Source organism: Aquipuribacter aurantiacus (assembly GCF_051216895.1).
Taxonomy (GTDB): Bacteria; Actinomycetota; Actinomycetes; order Actinomycetales; family JBBAYJ01; genus Aquipuribacter.
The window spans coordinates 46,694-63,404 of sequence record NZ_JBPKAO010000003.1 but is presented as its reverse complement, the minus strand read 5'-3'; the positions used below and the strand labels follow the sequence as shown (position 1 = coordinate 63,404).

Below are 16,711 nucleotides of genomic sequence, written 5' to 3'. Positions count from 1 at the left end.
GATGTCGCCCATGAACCGCGGTGCCAGCCGGACCCCCCGAGCGACTGGTGCCGCGGTTTCTTCGTCCCCGGGCGCGGCGTGGGCGGGGCGTCCCACCGGCCGCGCGGTCGGTACCCTCGCCCGCATGTCGCATCGCCCCTTCGGCGCCCTCCTCACGGCGATGGCCACCCCGATGACCGAGGACGGCTCCGTCGACCTGGACGCCGTCGGCTCCCTCGCGGACCGGTTGATGCTGGACGGCCACGACGGTCTGGTCGTCAGCGGGACGACGGGGGAGTCGCCGACCACCACCGACGACGAGAAGGACGACCTGGTGCGGGCCGTCGTGGAGGCCGTGGCCGGGCGCGGTCACGTGGTGGCCGGGGTGGGGACCAACGACACCGCCCACAGCCGGCACCTGGCGGTCCGGGCGGCCGCGGCCGGCGCCACCGGGCTGCTGGTCGTGGCGCCCTACTACTCCCGCCCGAGCCAGGCGGGGCTGGTGGCGCACGTGGGCGTCGTGGCCGACGCCACCGAGCTGCCCGTCATGCTCTACGACATCCCCGTCCGCTCCGCCGTGGCGTTCGACACCGAGACGCTGCTGCGGTTGGGGGAGCACCCCCGGGTGGTGGCGGTGAAGGACGCCAAGGGCGACCTGCAGGCTGCGACCCGGGTGATGAGCGGCAGCGACCTGGCCTTCTACTCCGGGGACGACGGGCTGACCCTGGCCTACCTGGCGCACGGCGGGGCCGGCGTCGTCGGCGTGACGACGCACCTGCTCGGGCCGGCGTTCGCACGCCTGGTCGCCGCCGTGGACGCGGGCGACATGGCCACCGCCGTCGCGGAGCACCGGCAGGCGCAGCCGCTGGTGGACGCGATGATGACCAGGATGCCGGGCGTGGTGTCGGTCAAGGCGTCGCTGCACCTGCTGGGGCACATCCCCACCCCCGCCGTCCGGCTGCCGCTCCTGGCCGCCGACGCGGGGCAGCGCGAGGACCTGAGGGCCGCCCTGGGCGTCGCGGGGCTGCTCTAGGCTCGTCGCCGTGCTGCCCGCCCGGACCGAGCTCGGACCCCCGCCCCCGCTCCGCCCCGGCGTCCTGCGGGTCGTGCCGCTGGGTGGTGTGGGCGAGATCGGCCGCAACATGGCGGTGCTCGAGATCGACGGCAAGCTGCTCGTCGTCGACTGCGGTGTGCTGTTCCCCGAGGACGACCAGCCGGGCGTCGACCTGATCCTGCCGGACTTCGGCCACATCGCCGACCGGCTCGACGACGTCGTGGCCGTCGTGCTGACCCACGGGCACGAGGACCACATCGGGGCCCTGCCCTACCTGCTGCGGCTGCGCCCGGACATCCCCCTGGTCGGCTCGCAGCTCACCCTGGCCTTCGTCGAGGGCAAGCTGCGCGAGCACCGGATCACGCCGTACGCCCTGACCGTGCGGGAGGGCGTGACCGAGCAGCTCGGCCCGTTCTCCTGCGAGTTCCTCGCCGTCACCCACTCCATCCCGGACGCCCTGGCCGTCGCGGTGACCACGGCCGCCGGGACCGTGCTGCACACCGGGGACTTCAAGCTCGACCAGGTGCCCCTGGACGGCCGGATCACCGACCTGCGGGCCTTCGCCCGGGTCGCCGACCGGGGTGTCGACCTGCTGATGATCGACTCCACCAGCGCCGACGTGCCCGGCTTCACGCTGCCCGAGCGTGACATCGGCCCGGTGCTGTCGGGGATCTTCGCCCGTGCCCGCAAGCGGGTGGTCGTCGCCAGCTTCGCCAGCCACGTCCACCGGGTGCAGCAGGTGCTGGACGCCGCGGCCGAGCACGACCGGCAGGTGGCGTTCGTGGGACGGTCGATGATCCGCAACATGGGCCTGGCGCGGGACCTGGGCTACCTCAGCGTCCCCGACGGCGTGCTGACCGACATCAAGTCCGCCGAGCGGCTGCCCGACGAGCGGGTCGTCATCATGTCGACGGGCTCGCAGGGGGAGCCGATGGCGGCGCTGTCCCGGATGGCCAACGGCGACCACCGGGTCCAGATCGGGCCGGGGGACACCGTGGTGCTCGCCTCGAGCCTGATCCCCGGCAACGAGAACGCCGTCTACCGCGTCATCAACGGCCTGACCCGGCTGGGGGCCGACGTGGTCCACAAGGGGGTGGCGCGCGTGCACACCGGCGGCCACGCCACCGCCGGCGAGCTGATGTACCTGTACAACCTGGTGCGACCCCTCAACGTCATGCCGGTGCACGGCGAGCCGCGCCACCTGCGGGCCAACGCGGCCATCGCGGTCACCTCCGGCGTCGACCCCGACCGCGTCCTGGTGGCCGAGGACGGGCACGTCGTCGACCTGGTGGACGGCGTGGCCGAGGTCGTCGGGGCGGTCGAGTGCGGCCTGGTCTACGTGGACGGGGCGACGGTGGGCGAGATCACCGACGCCGACCTCAAGGACCGCCGGATCCTGTCGGAGGAGGGCTTCGTGTCCTGCTTCGTGGTCGTCGACCACGACAGCGGCCGGGTCGTGGCCGGGCCGCACGTGCACGCCCGCGGCTTCGCCGAGGACGAGACGGCGTTCGACGACGTCCTGCCCCGGATCGAGGCCGCGCTGGTCGAGGCCGTGACCCTGGGCGCCACGGACCAGCACCAGCTGCAGCAGGTCGTGCGGCGAACCGTGGGCCGCTTCGTCAACGAGCGGTTCCGCCGGCGCCCGATGATCATCCCGGTCGTCCTCAGCGCCTGACCTGCGGCTGCCCGGCCTGCCCCGGCGTGTGGGCTCCGGTCCGTGACCGGCGCGCGCGTACGGTGATGCGGTGACCCGATCGTCGTCCTCGCGCCCCTCCGGGGCCTCTCGTGGTGCCGCCCGCCCGACCGGGCGCGCCGGCGGCTCCGCGCGCGGCGGCACGGCCACCACCAAGGTCCAGACCACCGCCAAGGGGCGCGCACCGGCCAAGGGGCGCGCCCCCGCCAAGGGGCGTCCGCCCGCCGCAGGCCGCACGAGCACCACGGCCAGGACCCGCCCGGCGTCCGCCTCGGGCCGCTCCGCCGGTTCCGGCGGGGCGGGTCGGCTGCTCATGGCCGTGCTCACCCTGCCCGGCCGGCTCGTCGGGTCCGTGGTCCGCTCGGTGCACCGCAGCGCCAGCGAGCTCGACCCCGCCCACCGGCGCGACGGGTTCGGCTTCCTGCTGCTGGCCGCGGCCGCGGTGGTGGCCGCCGGCGAGTGGTTCGGCCTGGACGGCGTCGTCATCGAGTGGGTGCACCTGGGGGTGGCGGGTCTGCTGGGCCGGGCCGCCCTGGCCCTGCCGCTGGTCCTGCTGGCGCTGAGCCTGCGGATGTTCCGCCGCCCGGACGCCGACCGCGAGAACGGCCGGATCGGCATCGGCCTGGCCGCCGTGGGGGCCGCCAGCGCCGGGGTCCTGCAGGTGGCAGCGGGGTTCCCGTCCCCGCCGGACGGCGGCGACGTGCTCCGGGCCGGCGGCGGCATCCTGGGCTTCCTGGTCGCCAACCCGCTCGAGGCGGCCGTGTCGGTCTGGCTGACCGTGCCCGTCCTCGTGCTGCTGGGTGGCTTCGGCGTGCTCGTGGTCACGGCCACCCCGCTGCACGAGGTGACCGACCGGGTGCGCGACGGTGTCCAGTGGCTCACCGGCGGCACGCCCCGCGCCGAGGACGACGACCCGGACGGCGACCCGATCGCCGAGGGCCGGCACGGCGAGGAGATCGTCCCGCGTCGCGGCCTGCGCGGCCGGCGGGAGCGGGCGGCCCTGGCCGCCGCCGAGGCCGCCGAGCTCGAGGCCGGCGAGGTGCCCTACGACTCGGCGGCCGTCGTCGGCCACGAGGACGCCCCGGCCGAGGACCGTCAGCCGTCGACGCGCTCCCGTCGGGCCGGCGCCCCGTCCGCCACCCCCGGCGGGGGGGCGGCGCCCGAGCAGCCACGGCCCGTCGCGGTGGCGCCCGGGGCGGCGGCGGAGGAGAGCCCCGCCGTCCAGCCGATGCCGGACCTGCCCGACCTCCCGGGCCGGGTCGAGCAGCTGACCCTGACCGGTGACATCGTCTACTCGCTGCCGGACGTCTCGCAGCTGCACGCCGGCACGCCCCACAAGACCCGGAGCCCCGTCAACGACGGCATCGTCGCCGCCCTCACCGACGTGCTCACCCAGTTCGGCATCGACGCGGCCGTCACGGGGTACACCCGCGGCCCGACGGTGACCCGGTACGAGGTCGAGCTGGGCCAGGGCGTCAAGGTCGAGCGGGTGACGGCGCTGAGCCGCAACATCAGCTACGCGGTGGCCAGCGCCGAGGTGCGCATCCTGTCGCCGATCCCCGGCAAGTCCGCCATCGGCATCGAGATCCCCAACGCCGACAAGGAGACCGTCTGCCTGGGCGACGTGCTCCGTTCCGAGGTGGCCCGGCGCAGCACGCACCCCATGACGATCGGGGTCGGCAAGGACGTCGAGGGCGGCTACGTCGTGGCCAACCTGGCCAAGATGCCCCACCTGCTCGTCGCCGGGGCCACGGGCGCCGGCAAGTCCTCGTTCATCAACTCGATGATCACGTCGGTGCTGGTCCGGTCCACGCCCGACGAGGTGCGGATGATCCTCGTCGACCCCAAGCGGGTCGAGCTGACCAGCTACGAGGGCGTGCCCCACCTGATCACGCCCATCATCACCAACGCCAAGAAGGCGGCCGAGGCGCTGCAGTGGGTCGTGGCGGAGATGGACCACCGCTACGACGACCTGGCCGCGTTCGGCTTCCGCCACGTCGACGACTTCAACAAGGCCGTCCGCAAGGGCGAGGTCACCCTGCCGCCGGACTCCAAGCGCAACCTGACGCCCTACCCGTACCTGCTGGTGATCGTCGACGAGCTGGCCGACCTCATGATGGTCGCCCCCCGCGACGTCGAGGACTCGGTCGTCCGCATCACCCAGCTCGCGCGCGCCGCCGGGATCCACCTGGTGCTGGCCACCCAGCGGCCCAGCGTCGACGTGGTGACCGGCCTGATCAAGGCCAACGTCCCGAGCCGGCTGGCCTTCGCGACCAGCTCCCTCGCGGACTCGCGCGTCGTCCTGGACCAGCCGGGAGCCGAGAAGCTGATCGGGCAGGGCGACGCGCTGTTCCTGCCCATGGGTGTCAGCAAGCCGATGCGCGTGCAGGGCGCCTGGATCACCGAGGCGGAGATCGCCGAGGTCGTCGCCCACGTCAAGACGCAGCTGCAGCCGTCCTACCGCGAGGACGTCACGGCGCCCGCGGCCGCCAAGAACCAGATCGACGAGGACATCGGCGACGACCTGGACGTGCTCCTGCAGGCGGCCGAGCTGGTCGTCACGACCCAGTTCGGGTCCACGTCCATGCTGCAGCGCAAGCTGCGCGTCGGGTTCGCCAAGGCCGGGCGCCTGATGGACCTGCTGGAGTCCCGCGAGATCGTGGGCCCCAGCGAGGGGTCGAAGGCGCGCGACGTCATGGTCCGCCCCGACGACCTGCCGGACGTGCTGGCCAGGCTCCGGGGCGACGGCCCGCCCGGAGGGGCTCCGCGCGCCGGTGCCGACGGCGACGACCCGGCTGGCCCCGCGGGGAGTAGCGTCGCCGACCACGCGGCCGGACCCGTGTACGACGAGTCCGACGACGAGGTGGACGAGGACGCATGGGAGCTGACCGGACGTGGCTGAGGGCTGGACCGACGTGAGCGGCGGCGCGCACGGCGCGGACCCCGCCGACGTGTACGACGTCGACGAGGACGCGCTCGACAGCGCCGACGACGGGTACGAGGACGCCCCGGCCCCCCGTGGCAGCCAGCCGGACCCCCCGGCCGCGACCTCGGCGCACGAGGCCAGCCAGCGCCCCACGCCGGAGTACGCGATGCCGCCGGGCGACGGCCCGGTCGACCTCATGGTCTGGGACGCGCCCAACATCGACGCCACCCTCGCCCAGGTGATCGGGGCCAAGCCGACGGCGGCCAACCGGCCCCGCTACGACGCGATCGCCCGCTGGCTGGTGGACCGGGCCGGGGCCCACGACGTCGAGGCCGCGGTGTTCGCCAACGTCCCCCCGATGCTGGCCGGGCAGATGCGCGGCTGGGTCGAGGCCGTCCGCTCGCTGGGCTTCGCGGTGTTCGCCCGGCCCAAGCTGGCCGACCGCGACGACGTCGACCTGGACATGCTCGAGCACGTGCACCACCGCGCCCGCTCCGGTCGGCTGCGGCGGCTCGTGGTGGCCAGCGGCGACGGTCGGAACTTCCTGGCCCCGCTGGAGGTGCTGGCGCGCGAGGGCGTCGAGGTCACCGTCCTGTCGTTCTTCGAGGTCGCCGGGTACGCCGCGGAGTCCCCGCACATCCGGTTCCTCGACCTGGAGGAGGTCCCGGGCGCGTTCCTGCAGCCGCTGGACCGCACCCGGCTGGACTCCCTGCCCGTGGACGGCGCCTGGCTGCGACCGACCAAGACGCTGCGCGAGGTGGCGGCCGAGGGCTGAGCGTCCTCGGTCCGCACCGGCCGGCCCGCGGCGTCCCTCAGCCGAACCAGCGCTCGGCCGCCCGGTGCAGCCGCCTCACCGGCCGGTCCAGGCCGGCCACCGCGACCCGGGTGGCCGCCAGCTCCAGCCCGGCCAGGGTCCCCAGCAGGAACGTCTCGGCCTGCTCGTCGGTCCGGCCGGCGGCGCCGTGCAGGACCTCACGGGCCAGCACCGAGTCCTGGTGCTCGCCCAGGTGCTCCTGCAGGTCCTCCGCCCGCCGGGCCAGGCGCCGGGCGTCCCGGCCGTGGACCCCGACGACGGCGTCGCAGGTGTAGCGCAACCGCTTGGTGGCCTTGCGCACCTGGTGCAGCGCGTGGTCCTGCTCCGGCCCGCCCTGCCCGGGCACGGCCGCCAGCGCGGCGGCGACCCGGCGGTAGGCCCGTCGCGCGGCCTGCTTCGTGCCCTTGCGCCGTCCGCGTCGCGCCACGACGGGCGGCCGCGCCACGAACCGGTCCAGCGCCGCGAGCAGCGCCAGGTAGCGGTCGCCGTCCAGCGCCGCCACGGCCCCGTCGGTCGGGGCGCCGGGGCGTTCCGGCCAGGTGCGGTCCGGTGACGCGTCCGGCAGCGCGGCCAGGTGCCGGGCGAGCCGGGCCTGCACCACCTCGGCGTCCCGGGCGCCGCCCAGCACCTGCCCGAGCCAGCGCAGCTCTTCGCGCAGCGGCTCGGCCACCGCCGGGTCCAGCAGGGGCCGGAACGCCGCCAGCAGGCTGCGGAGGCGGCGCGAGGCGACCCGCATGCTGTGCACGGCGTCGGGGGCGTCCAGGCGGACCAGCGGGTCCTGGGTCAGCAGGGTCTCCACGTGGCCGGCGACCGCGGTGAGCAGCACCGACGCGGCCCCGTCGGTCGGCGCCCGCGGGCCGGGAGCGACCCTGTCCAGGACGCCGGCCGTCGCCAGGACCCGGCCCAGCTTGGACCGGTGCGCCTGCGGTCGCGCCCCGGCGTCCAGCAGCACCTGCACGACGGCGTGCAGCAGGTCCTCCGTGCCCCCCACCAGCTCGACCTCGACCTCGTCCCACCGCTGCGGGTCCGACCCGGCGGCCGGGTCGTCGGCGAGCCCGTCGACGAGCTCGGCGGTGACCCGGTCCTCGGCGACCTCCACCAGCACGGCCCCGTCGGCGTCGGTGAGCTCCGTGGTCCGCCGCTGCGTGGTCAGCACCGCGACGACGGGCAGGGGGCGGTCACGGTGACGCGCGCGGCTCAGCCCCAGCAGGGCGGCGGGCACCGGGTCGCCCGCCGCCCCCAGGGGCTCGTGCTGCTCGCGCCGCGCCGCGCCGGACGTCGGGAGCTTGAGGTGCCAGCCCTCGTCGGGGCCGCCTTCGCGACGACGCAGCGTGAGCCTCGCGCGGAGCAGGTCCAGCCCGGCGGTGTCGTGGTAGCGGGCCACCAGGGTGAGGGGCGGCGGCTGGGAGACCGCGTGGACGCCGGGGACCTCCCGCAGGGCGTCCAGGGGCAGCAGCCACCCCGGTTCGCCCTCGGGGGGCGTCAGCTTGGTCTCGAGCTCGACGTGGGAACCGGCCATGGGGTCATGGTGGCCCGCGACGCCCCGCGGGGACACCCGTCGGGGGCCGTCGCCGGTCGCGTCGGCCCCGACGCCCCTGCTGCGGCCCGTACCCTGGGAGGGTGCCTGCCCTGAGCCCGACCCGTCGAGTGGCGATCACGAGCCTCGGCTGCGCCCGCAACGACGTCGACTCCGAGGAGCTGGCCGGCCGGCTGCAGGCCAACGGCTGGGAGCTGGTCGCCGACCCGGCCGAGGCGGACGTGGCCGTGGTCAACACCTGCGGCTTCGTCGAGCAGGCCAAGAAGGACTCCGTCGACACGCTCCTGGAGGCCGCCCAGCTCAAGGACGGCGGGCACGACGGGAGCAGCCGCACCCAGGCCGTCGTCGCGGTGGGCTGCCTGGCCGAGCGGTACGGCAACGAGCTCGCCGACTCCCTTCCGGAGGCCGACGCCGTGCTCGGCTTCGACTCCTACGCCGACCTGCACACCCACCTGCAGGGGATCCTCGCCGGGGAGCGGCCCGCGAGCCACACCCCCCGCGACCGCCGCCTCCTGCTGCCGTTGAGCCCGGTGGACCGGCAGGCCGCCCGCGCGGGCACCGCCGTGCCCGGCATGGGCTCGGGCCCGGTCCTGGTGCCCCCGACGGCCACGCCCCCGGCCCCGGGCCAGGTGGCCGAGCAGGCCGGCCTCGCCGCCGTCGCGCCGGCGTCGGGTCCTCCCGTGGTGCGGGCCCGGCTGGGCTCGGCCCCGTGGGCGCCGCTCAAGCTCGCCTCCGGCTGCGACCGCCGCTGCACGTTCTGCGCGATCCCCGCGTTCCGCGGCTCGTTCGTCTCCCGCCGCCCCACCGAGGTGCTGGACGAGGCGCGCTGGCTGGGGGAGCGGGGCGTCCGCGAGGTGTTCCTGGTCAGCGAGAACACCACGAGCTACGGCAAGGACCTGGGCGACCTGGACCTGCTGCAGAACCTGCTGCCCGCCGTGGCCGGGGTCGAGGGCGTCGAGCGGGTCCGCGTGTCGTACCTGCAGCCGGCCGAGCTGCGTCCGGGGCTGCTGGAGGCGATCGCCGCCACGCCCGGCGTCGTGCCCTACTTCGACCTGTCCTTCCAGCACTCCGCGCCGGCGCTGCTGCGGCGGATGCGCCGCTTCGGCGGCACCCAGGACTTCCTCGACCTGATCGGGCGCGTCCGGGCCCTGGCCCCGACGGCCGGCATCCGGTCCAACGTCATCGTCGGCTTCCCGGGCGAGACCGAGGACGACGTCGCCGAGCTGGTGCGGTTCCTGGCCGCGGCCCGCCTGGACGTGGTCGGCGTGTTCGGCTACTCCGACGAGGACGGGACCGAGGCCGCGGGCTTCGACGGCAAGCACGACGCCGACGAGGTCGCCGCCCGGGTCGAGCACGTCACTGCCGTGGTCGACGAGCTCGTGTCCCAGCGGGCCGAGGACCGCCTCGGCGAGCAGGTCGACGTCCTGGTCGAGGAGGTCCTCACCGGTGAGGCCGCCGCCGAGGTGCTGGGCCTGCTGCCGGACGGTGACCCGGGGGACGCCGTCGTCCTGTCCGGACGGGCCGCCCACCAGGGCCCGGACGTGGACGGCAGCACCGCCGTCGTCGTGCCCGGGTCCGCGAGCACCCGGGTGGGGGCGTTCGTCGGGGCCCGGGTCGTCGGCTCCGACGGCGCTGACCTGCTGGCCGTGGGCGACGGGTCGGTGAGCTGATGGACAGCGGGTCCTGGCGGCGCAACGCCAACATCCCCAACACCCTGACGCTGCTGCGCATCCTCATGGTCCCGGTGTTCCTGTGGCTGCTGCTGGCCGAGGGCGGGGAGGACACCGGGCTGCGCTGGTGGGCGGCCGGCGTGTTCGCGGTCGCCGCGGCGACCGACCGGCTCGACGGCTACCTGGCCCGGCGCAACGGCACCGTCACCACGTTCGGCGTCGTCGCCGACCCCCTGGCGGACAAGGCGCTGACCGGGTCGGGGTTCGTGGCGCTCAGCATGCTCGACCTGCTGCCCTGGTGGGTGACGGTGCTCGTCCTCGGTCGGGAGGTCGGGGTGACCGTGCTGCGGGCGGCCGTCATCCGGCACACCGTCGTGCCGGCGTCCAAGGGCGGCAAGCTCAAGACCGTGCTGCAGACGGTGGCGCTGACGCTGCTCGTGGCCCCGCTGACCGGCCCGCTGACCGTGGTGGCCTACGTGATCATGGCCGCGGCCGTCGTGGTGACGGTGGTGACCGGCGTCCAGTACACCGTCTCCATCCTGGGCGCGGTGCGCCGGCACCGGGCAGGGGTCGGGAGCGAGGACCGCTGACGGGAAGGCCTGGCGCCCGCACCGCGTTGACGTGGTCGGGCCCGGGTAGGCCCAGGGCCGCTCGGGTGGCGTGACGCGATCGAGACCCTCCCCGATCGGTGGTCGGTCCGGGCTCGGGGTACCGTGGAGCGACCATCCGCTGCAACGGATCCGCCTCGGCCCACCCTCCGCGACGGAAACACCGCATCGAAGGCCGGCACCGTCCGGTCGGGAAAGGGGGTCGTCATGGTCCTGCTTCGAGAAGAGATCGGCGACGTCCTGCGCGGTGCCCGTCAGCGCCAGGGACGGACGCTCCGGGACGTGTCGTCGACCGCCCGGGTGTCGCTGGGCTACCTCAGCGAGGTCGAGCGCGGCCAGAAGGAGGCGTCGTCGGAGCTGCTGCTCAGCATCTGCGAGGCCCTCGACGTGCCGATGTCCAGCGTGCTGCGCTCGGTCAGCGACCGGGTGGCGACGACGGAGTCGCTGGCCAACCGGCTCCCGGCCGACCACCAGGCCGGCCGTCCCCGCGGTGAGCGTGCTCCCCAGCGTCACGTGGACCGCATCCACAAGACGATGATCCCCGCGCCCGTCCCCTCCGGGGACGACCTCGCCCCCGTCGCCTGACCCCCTCTCCGCCGTCCCTCGGCTGAGGTACGGCCCGGTCGTCGGTGCGGGGCGTCAGGGTCGGTAGCGCGTCCGGCCCGTCGTCGGGGGCAGCAGCTCCCGGACGGGTACGGGGTCCGGCGCCGGCCCCTGCTGGCAGCTCGGGCACCACCACGCCACGCGCTCCATGCCGGCCTTGCCGGTGCTCGCGGTGAGGACCCGGGTGCCGCACCGCAGGCACGCGCGGCGCTCGAACACCCAGTGGTTGCGGCCCTTGCGCAGGTCGCCCGTGGTGGCCTGCACGTACCGGTCCTTGTTGGCCTGCAGCAGCCGGTAGCCCACGCTCACCACCCGGGCGAGGTCGGTGCCGAGCTCGGTGAGCCGGCCGACCGGGGTGAACGGGGTGACGCCGACCAGGAAGCACGTCTCGGTTCGGTAGATGTTGCCCAGACCCGCGATCAGGCGCTGGTCGAGCAGGGCGTCGCCGACCATGCGCTCCGGGTCGGCCGCCAGCCGCCGGACCGCCTCCTCGGCGTCCCAGCCCGGCCCCAGGACGTCAGGGCCCAGGTGGCCGACGACGCTGTCCTCGTCGTCGGTGCGGACCAGGTCCACCACCGGCAGCCGGTACCCCACCGCGGTGGTGCCGGGGACGCGCATCATGGCCCTGACCTGCCACTCGGCGCCCCCGCGCCAGGTCTCCCCGTCGGGGTACAGGTGCCAGGTGCCGTCCATCCGGAAGTGCGTGTGCAGGGTGAGGCCGTCACCCGGGCCGCCCGTGAAGCGGGTGAGCAGGTGCTTGCCCCGGGGCACGACCGCCGCCACGGTGCTGCCCGTGAGGTCCGTCGTGGCCAGCTGCGGCACCCGCAGGTCGAAGCCCACCAGCTCCTTGCCGGCCAGCGCCCGGTGCAGCCGCTTGGCCGCGAGCCAGACGGTGTCGCCCTCGGGCATCAGCCCGCCCGCAGACCGCGGGGGGTGGCCCGGAACCCGGCCGCCTCGAGGACCTGCGACACGGCACCGGACGCGTCGAGCACGCCCTCGCCGTCGGCCCGGGTGACGGTGACCCGGCCCAGGCGCCCCGCCCGCACCGTCCCGGCCAGCGCCTCCGCGGCGGCGGTCAGGACGGCCTCGTCGCCGGAGTAGGTGAGCAGGCTGCGGGCGCCGCGCTCGACGTACATCACGAGGTCGCCGTCGACCATCACCACCAGGGCGCCGGCCTTGCGGCCGGCCTTGTGACCGGCGCGCTCGGGCCAGGGGAGCGCCGCGCCGTAGGGGTTGGCGGGGTCGGTGGCCGCGAGCACCAGCCCCGGACCGGCGTCGCGGCGGCCACCGTCGGCGCCGCGGTCGTGGTCGCCGTCGACGCCGACGTCGGGCTCGGCGTCGGGACCGGCCGCCCCGGCCCGGAGCCGGTCGACCGCGCCGACCGTCGCGAACTGGGCCGCGCCGAGGCCCTCCACGAAGTAGCCGCGCCGGACCCGGCCGGTCTCCTCCATGGCGGCCAGCACCCGGTACACCCCCGCGAACCCACCGACCACCTCTTCGGCGACCACGGACCCGCGCGTCACGACGCCGTAGCGGTCCAGCAGCACCTCGGCCGTCGCGGCCGCCCGGACCGTGGCGTCCCGCTCCACGTCGGGCACCAGCGACCAGCGACCGGCAGTGGTCGGCGGTCCCGAGCGGGCGGCGGTCGCCAGCAGGCCCCCGGAGCCCGACGGCCGCATCCGCGGGGCCCGCCGGTAGCGGGAGCGAGGGGCCTTGCCGGGGGTGCGGTGGGTGGCCCCGCCCGACACCAGGGCCCGCAGCGGGGCAAGGGTGTCGTTGGTCACCCGGCCGGACCACACCAGCGCCCACAGCACGCGCACCAGGTCCGCCTCGGCGACCGGGGCGGCGGTCCCCGCGGAGGCGACGGCGCTGCTCAACCGGTTGAAGAAGAACGCCCCGCCCGACCCCAGCAGCTCCAGCACCCGGGCCGCGACGTCCGGGTCCCCGGGCTCGGCGACGCCGCCCTCGGTGCCCACCGCCTCCGCGGCGGGCGGCGCGGCGACCGCACCGGCCGGCGGTCGCTCCGGCAGCGGCAGCGTGAGGTGCGCGGTGTGCGCCGCGTGCAGCGACACCCAGCCGTCGCCCCCGGCCAGCGGGGCGTGCCCCACCCACATCACCTCGCCCGCGGCGGTCAGCTCGTCCAGCAGGGCGGGCTGGTAGTCGCTGACCCGGGCGGGCAGCACCAACGACTCCAGCGCACTGGCGGGGACCCGCGCCCCGGCCAGCTGCTCGACGGCCCGCAGCAGGCCGTCCACGCCACGCAGCCCGACCGTGCGCCCCGAGCCGGACGCGGGCGCGACCGACTGCCAGGACGGCACGAACCGGGCCAGGTCGCGGGCGGTGACCGGCTCGACCTCCTGGCGCAGCGCGGCCAGCGAGCGGCGCCGCAGCACGCGCAGCACCCCGGCGTCGCACCAGTCGAGCGCGTCGGCCCCGCCGCCCACCGCGAGCGGACGGATCGCCCCGGACGTCAGCCGGCCGGCCTGCTCGAGCCGCCGCAGCGCCGTCTCGACGACCGCGACCCCCAGCCCGAACCTGGTCGCCACGTCGACGGCCGTGAACGGGCCGTGGGTCCGGGCGTGCCGGCTGATCAGGTCGCCCACGGGGTCCGGGACCGGCACGAGGAAGGCCTCGGGCAGGCCCACGGGCAGCGCCACGCCCAGGGCGTCACGCAGCCGGGCGGCGTCCTCGACCACCGCGACGCACGCCTGCCCGCCGATCCTGACCTCGATGACGCGTCGCTCGCCCAGCAGGGTCGCCACGTGCGTGGCGGCCTGGTCCGGCTCGACGCTGCGGCGGGCTACCTCCGACAGGGGCAGCGGCCCGAGCACCCGGAGCAGGTCGGCCACGTCCTCGGCGTGACGGGCCCGGCGCGCCTCGACGAGGCGTTGCAGCTCCTCCTCCGTCGTGCGCACCGACTCCGGGTCGAGCAGGTCCCGCAGCGAGGCGCCGTCCCCGCGGCCCAGCAGCTCCGCGAGCAGCTGCGGGTCCAGCGACAGGGCGGCGGCCCGTCGCTCGGCCAGCGGGGAGTCGCCCTCGTAGAGGAACTGCGCCACGTACCCGAACAGCAGGGAGCGGGCGAACGGGGAGGGGGTGGCGGTCTCGACCTCGACGACCCGGACCTCGCCGGAGGCGATCTCCCGCATCAGGCCGACGAGCCCTGGCACGTCGAACACGTCCTGCAGGCACTCCCGCACCGTCTCCAGCACGATCGGGAACGCCGGGTAGCGGCGGGCCACGTCCAGCAGGGAGGCCGCGCGCTGGCGCTGCTGCCACAGCGGCTGCCGCCGGCCGGGGCTGCGGCGCGGCAGCAGCAGGGCGCGGGCGGCGCACTCGCGGAACCGGGACGCGAACAGGGCGGAGCCGCCGATCTCCTGGGTCACCAGGTCCTCGACGTCCTCGGCCTGCAGGACCACCAGGTCGGGCACGTCGATGGCGGGCACCGGCGCGGCCCCGGGCCAGTCGGGCTGCGCCTGCTGGTGGGGCAGGCTGGGGTCGGCCCACGGGTCGGGCTCCCGGTCCCCGTCGCCGCCGCCCCAGCCGCTGACCTCGACGTCGGGCAGGCGCAGCACGATGCCGTCGTCGCCGTGCATGGCCTGCACGTCCACGCCGTGCCGCTCCCGGAACCGGGCCGCCAGCGCCAGCGCCCACGGGGCGTGGACCTGACCGCCGAAGGGCGAGTGCACGCACACCCGCCAGTCGCCCAGCTCGTCGCGGAACCGTTCGACCACCACGGTCCGGTCGTCGGGGACGTGACCCGTGGCCTCCTTCTGCTCGCCCAGGTAGGCCAGCAGGTTGTCCGTGGCCCACTCGTCCAGCCCGGCCTGCAGCGCCCGCTGCCGGGCCTTGGCCGGGGTGGCCCGGACGAGCTCGCGCACGAAGGCGCCGACGGCGTGGCCCAGCTCGGCCGGGCGCCCCAGCGCGTCGCCGTGCCAGAACGGCAGCTTGCCCGCCCGGCCGGGGGCCGGGGTGACGAGGACCTGGTCGCGGGTGATGTCCTGCACCTGCCACGAGCTGGCGCCCAGGGTGATGACGTCGCCGACCCGGGTCTCGTAGACCATCTCCTCGTCGAGCTCGCCCACCCGTCGTCCCGCGCCCTCGGACCCGGCCAGGAACACGCCGAACAGGCCGCGGTCGGGGATGGTGCCCCCGCTGGTGACGGCGAGGCGCTGCGCCCCGGGGCGCCCGGTCAGCGTGTCGGTGACCCGGTCCCAGACCAGCCGGGGGCGCAGCTCGGCGAAGTCCTCGCTCGGGTAGCGGCCGGCCAGCATGTCCAGCGTCGCCTCGAACGGGCCCCGGTGCAGGTCGGCGAAGGACGCCGTCCGACGGACGAGCGCGTACAGGTCGTCCACGGACCAGTCGTCCATCGCGCACATCGCGACGACCTGCTGGGCCAGCACGTCCAGCGGGGAGCTCAGCACCCGCAGCGCCTCGATCTGGCCCGACACCATCCGCTCCACGACGACGGCGGACTGGACGAGGTCGGCGCGGTGCTTGGGGAACACCACCCCGCGCGAGACGGCCCCGACCTGGTGCCCGGCCCGGCCGATGCGCTGCAGGCCGGAGGCGACGCTGGGCGGGGACTCCACCTGCACCACCAGGTCGACGGCGCCCATGTCGATCCCCAGCTCGAGGCTGCTGGTGGCGACCACGGCGGGCAGCCGCCCGGTCTTGAGGTCGTCCTCGATGAGGCCCCGCTGCTCCTTGCTGACCGAGCCGTGGTGGGCCCGGGCCAGCACCGGGTCGGCCCCGGACGACGCGCCGGCCTGCGCCATCACCTGGGCGGGGGTGCGCCGCTCGGTCGGCCGCGTCGGCGTCCCGCCGCTGCCGGGGGTGTCGTCGGCGCCGTCCTCCGTCTCGGCGGCCGCGTCGAGGCGCTCCTGCCAGTTCTCGTTGATCTGGGCCGTGAAGCGCTCGGCGAGGCGTCGGGAGTTCGTGAAGACCAGGGTCGAGGTGTGGGCGGTCACCAGGTCGACGACGCGGTCGTTGACGTGGGGCCAGATCGAGCGGCGCTGCTCCTCGCCGGCCGCGCTGCCCACCACCTCTCCCGTCGGCGTGCCCAGGTCGGACAGGTCGGGCACGGGGACGACGACCGACACGTCGAACTGCTTGTCCGACGGCGGCTGCACCACCCGCACGGGTCGCCCGCCCGACAGGAACCGGGCGACCTCGTCGACCGGTCGGACGGTCGCCGACAGCCCGACCCGCTGCGCCGGCCTCTCGAGCAGGGCGTCCAGCCGTTCCAGGGTGAGGGCCAGGTGCGCGCCCCGCTTGGTGCCCGCGACGGCGTGGATCTCGTCGAGGATCACCGTCTCCACGCCCAGCAGGGACTCCCGGGCGCGGGACGTGACCAGCAGGAACAACGACTCCGGCGTGGTGATGAGGACGTCGGGCGGCCGCAGCGCGAGGGTCCGCCGGTCCTGCTGCGACGTGTCGCCGGAGCGGACGCCCACCGTGGTCTCCGGCTGCGGCAGCCCCAGTCGCTGGGCGCTGGCCCGGATCCCGGTCAGCGGGGACCGCAGGTTGCGCTCGACGTCGACGGCGAGCGCCTTGAGGGGGGAGACGTACAGGACCCGGCAGCGTCGCTGCGGCTCCTCGGGCACGGGCTCGGCGGCCAGGCGGTCCAGGGACCACAGGAACGCGGCCAGCGTCTTGCCGGACCCGGTGGGGGCCACCACCAGGGCGTCCTCGCCGCTGCTGACCGCGTCCCAGGCCCCGACCTGCGCCGGGGTGGGGGCCGGGAACGCCCCGGTGAACCAGTCCCGGGTCGCCGGGGAGAACCGCTCGAGCACACGCGCGGCGGAAGGTCGACGGCTCACCGGCCCAT

At 75.8% G+C, this 16,711-nt stretch carries 10 protein-coding genes; 7 read left to right on the top strand and 3 right to left on the bottom strand.

Going from position 1 to position 16,711, the window contains the following annotated elements; all coding sequences use genetic code 11:
- The first annotated feature begins 124 nt into the window (after positions 1 to 124).
- The 4 genes from dapA (at position 125) to ACR80Q_RS05125 (ending at position 6,427) form a co-directional block, all read left to right on the top strand.
- Positions 125 to 1,012 (top strand): 4-hydroxy-tetrahydrodipicolinate synthase, encoded by an 888-nt coding sequence (gene dapA / locus ACR80Q_RS05140; RefSeq protein ID WP_435376500.1) that lies wholly within the window; start codon positions 125 to 127, stop codon positions 1,010 to 1,012.
- A 10-nt stretch (positions 1,013 to 1,022) separates the two neighbouring features.
- The gene (locus ACR80Q_RS05135; protein ID WP_435376499.1) at positions 1,023 to 2,708 is read left to right on the top strand and encodes a ribonuclease J; all 1,686 of its coding nucleotides are present in this window, start codon (positions 1,023 to 1,025) and stop codon (positions 2,706 to 2,708) included.
- Positions 2,709 to 2,778: 70 nt separating this feature from the next.
- Positions 2,779 to 5,628: a DNA translocase FtsK gene (locus ACR80Q_RS05130; RefSeq protein ID WP_435376498.1), complete on the top strand. Its 2,850-nt coding sequence runs from the start codon at positions 2,779 to 2,781 to the stop codon at positions 5,626 to 5,628.
- Positions 5,621 to 6,427 carry an NYN domain-containing protein gene (locus ACR80Q_RS05125; RefSeq protein ID WP_435376497.1) on the top strand — a complete coding sequence of 269 codons (807 nt, stop codon included), beginning with the start codon at positions 5,621 to 5,623 and terminating at the stop codon, positions 6,425 to 6,427. The genes ACR80Q_RS05130 and ACR80Q_RS05125 overlap by 8 nt, the downstream gene beginning before the upstream one ends.
- A 37-nt stretch (positions 6,428 to 6,464) precedes the next feature.
- On the opposite strand, the gene ACR80Q_RS05120 is transcribed toward ACR80Q_RS05125, so the two are convergent.
- Positions 6,465 to 7,985, bottom strand: coding sequence for a CYTH and CHAD domain-containing protein (locus ACR80Q_RS05120; protein WP_435376495.1), 1,521 nt, complete (start codon positions 7,983 to 7,985; stop codon positions 6,465 to 6,467).
- A gap of 101 nt (positions 7,986 to 8,086) precedes the next feature.
- Here ACR80Q_RS05120 and ACR80Q_RS05115 point away from each other — a divergent pair, with 101 nt between their 5' ends.
- From ACR80Q_RS05115 to ACR80Q_RS05105, 3 genes are all read left to right on the top strand, one after another.
- Positions 8,087 to 9,673, top strand: a complete 1,587-nt coding sequence (locus tag ACR80Q_RS05115) for a MiaB/RimO family radical SAM methylthiotransferase (protein WP_435376494.1) — start codon at positions 8,087 to 8,089, stop codon at positions 9,671 to 9,673.
- Positions 9,673 to 10,263 (top strand): CDP-diacylglycerol--glycerol-3-phosphate 3-phosphatidyltransferase, encoded by a 591-nt coding sequence (pgsA, locus tag ACR80Q_RS05110; RefSeq protein WP_435376493.1) that lies wholly within the window; start codon positions 9,673 to 9,675, stop codon positions 10,261 to 10,263. The genes ACR80Q_RS05115 and pgsA overlap by 1 nt, the downstream gene beginning before the upstream one ends.
- A 225-nt stretch (positions 10,264 to 10,488) precedes the next feature.
- A complete protein-coding gene (locus tag ACR80Q_RS05105) occupies positions 10,489 to 10,866 on the top strand; it encodes a helix-turn-helix domain-containing protein (RefSeq protein WP_435376492.1) in 378 nt (125 codons plus the stop codon).
- A gap of 54 nt (positions 10,867 to 10,920) precedes the next feature.
- Here the strand turns inward: ACR80Q_RS05105 and ACR80Q_RS05100 are convergent, their stop codons facing one another.
- Both ACR80Q_RS05100 and ACR80Q_RS05095 read right to left on the bottom strand, forming a co-directional pair.
- Positions 10,921 to 11,793, bottom strand: a complete 873-nt coding sequence (locus ACR80Q_RS05100) for a DNA-formamidopyrimidine glycosylase family protein (protein WP_435376491.1) — start codon at positions 11,791 to 11,793, stop codon at positions 10,921 to 10,923.
- Positions 11,793 to 16,703: an Lhr family helicase gene (locus tag ACR80Q_RS05095; protein ID WP_435376490.1), complete on the bottom strand. Its 4,911-nt coding sequence runs from the start codon at positions 16,701 to 16,703 to the stop codon at positions 11,793 to 11,795. Before ACR80Q_RS05095 ends, ACR80Q_RS05100 begins: the two co-directional genes overlap by 1 nt.
- Between the last annotated feature and the right edge of the window lie 8 nt (positions 16,704 to 16,711).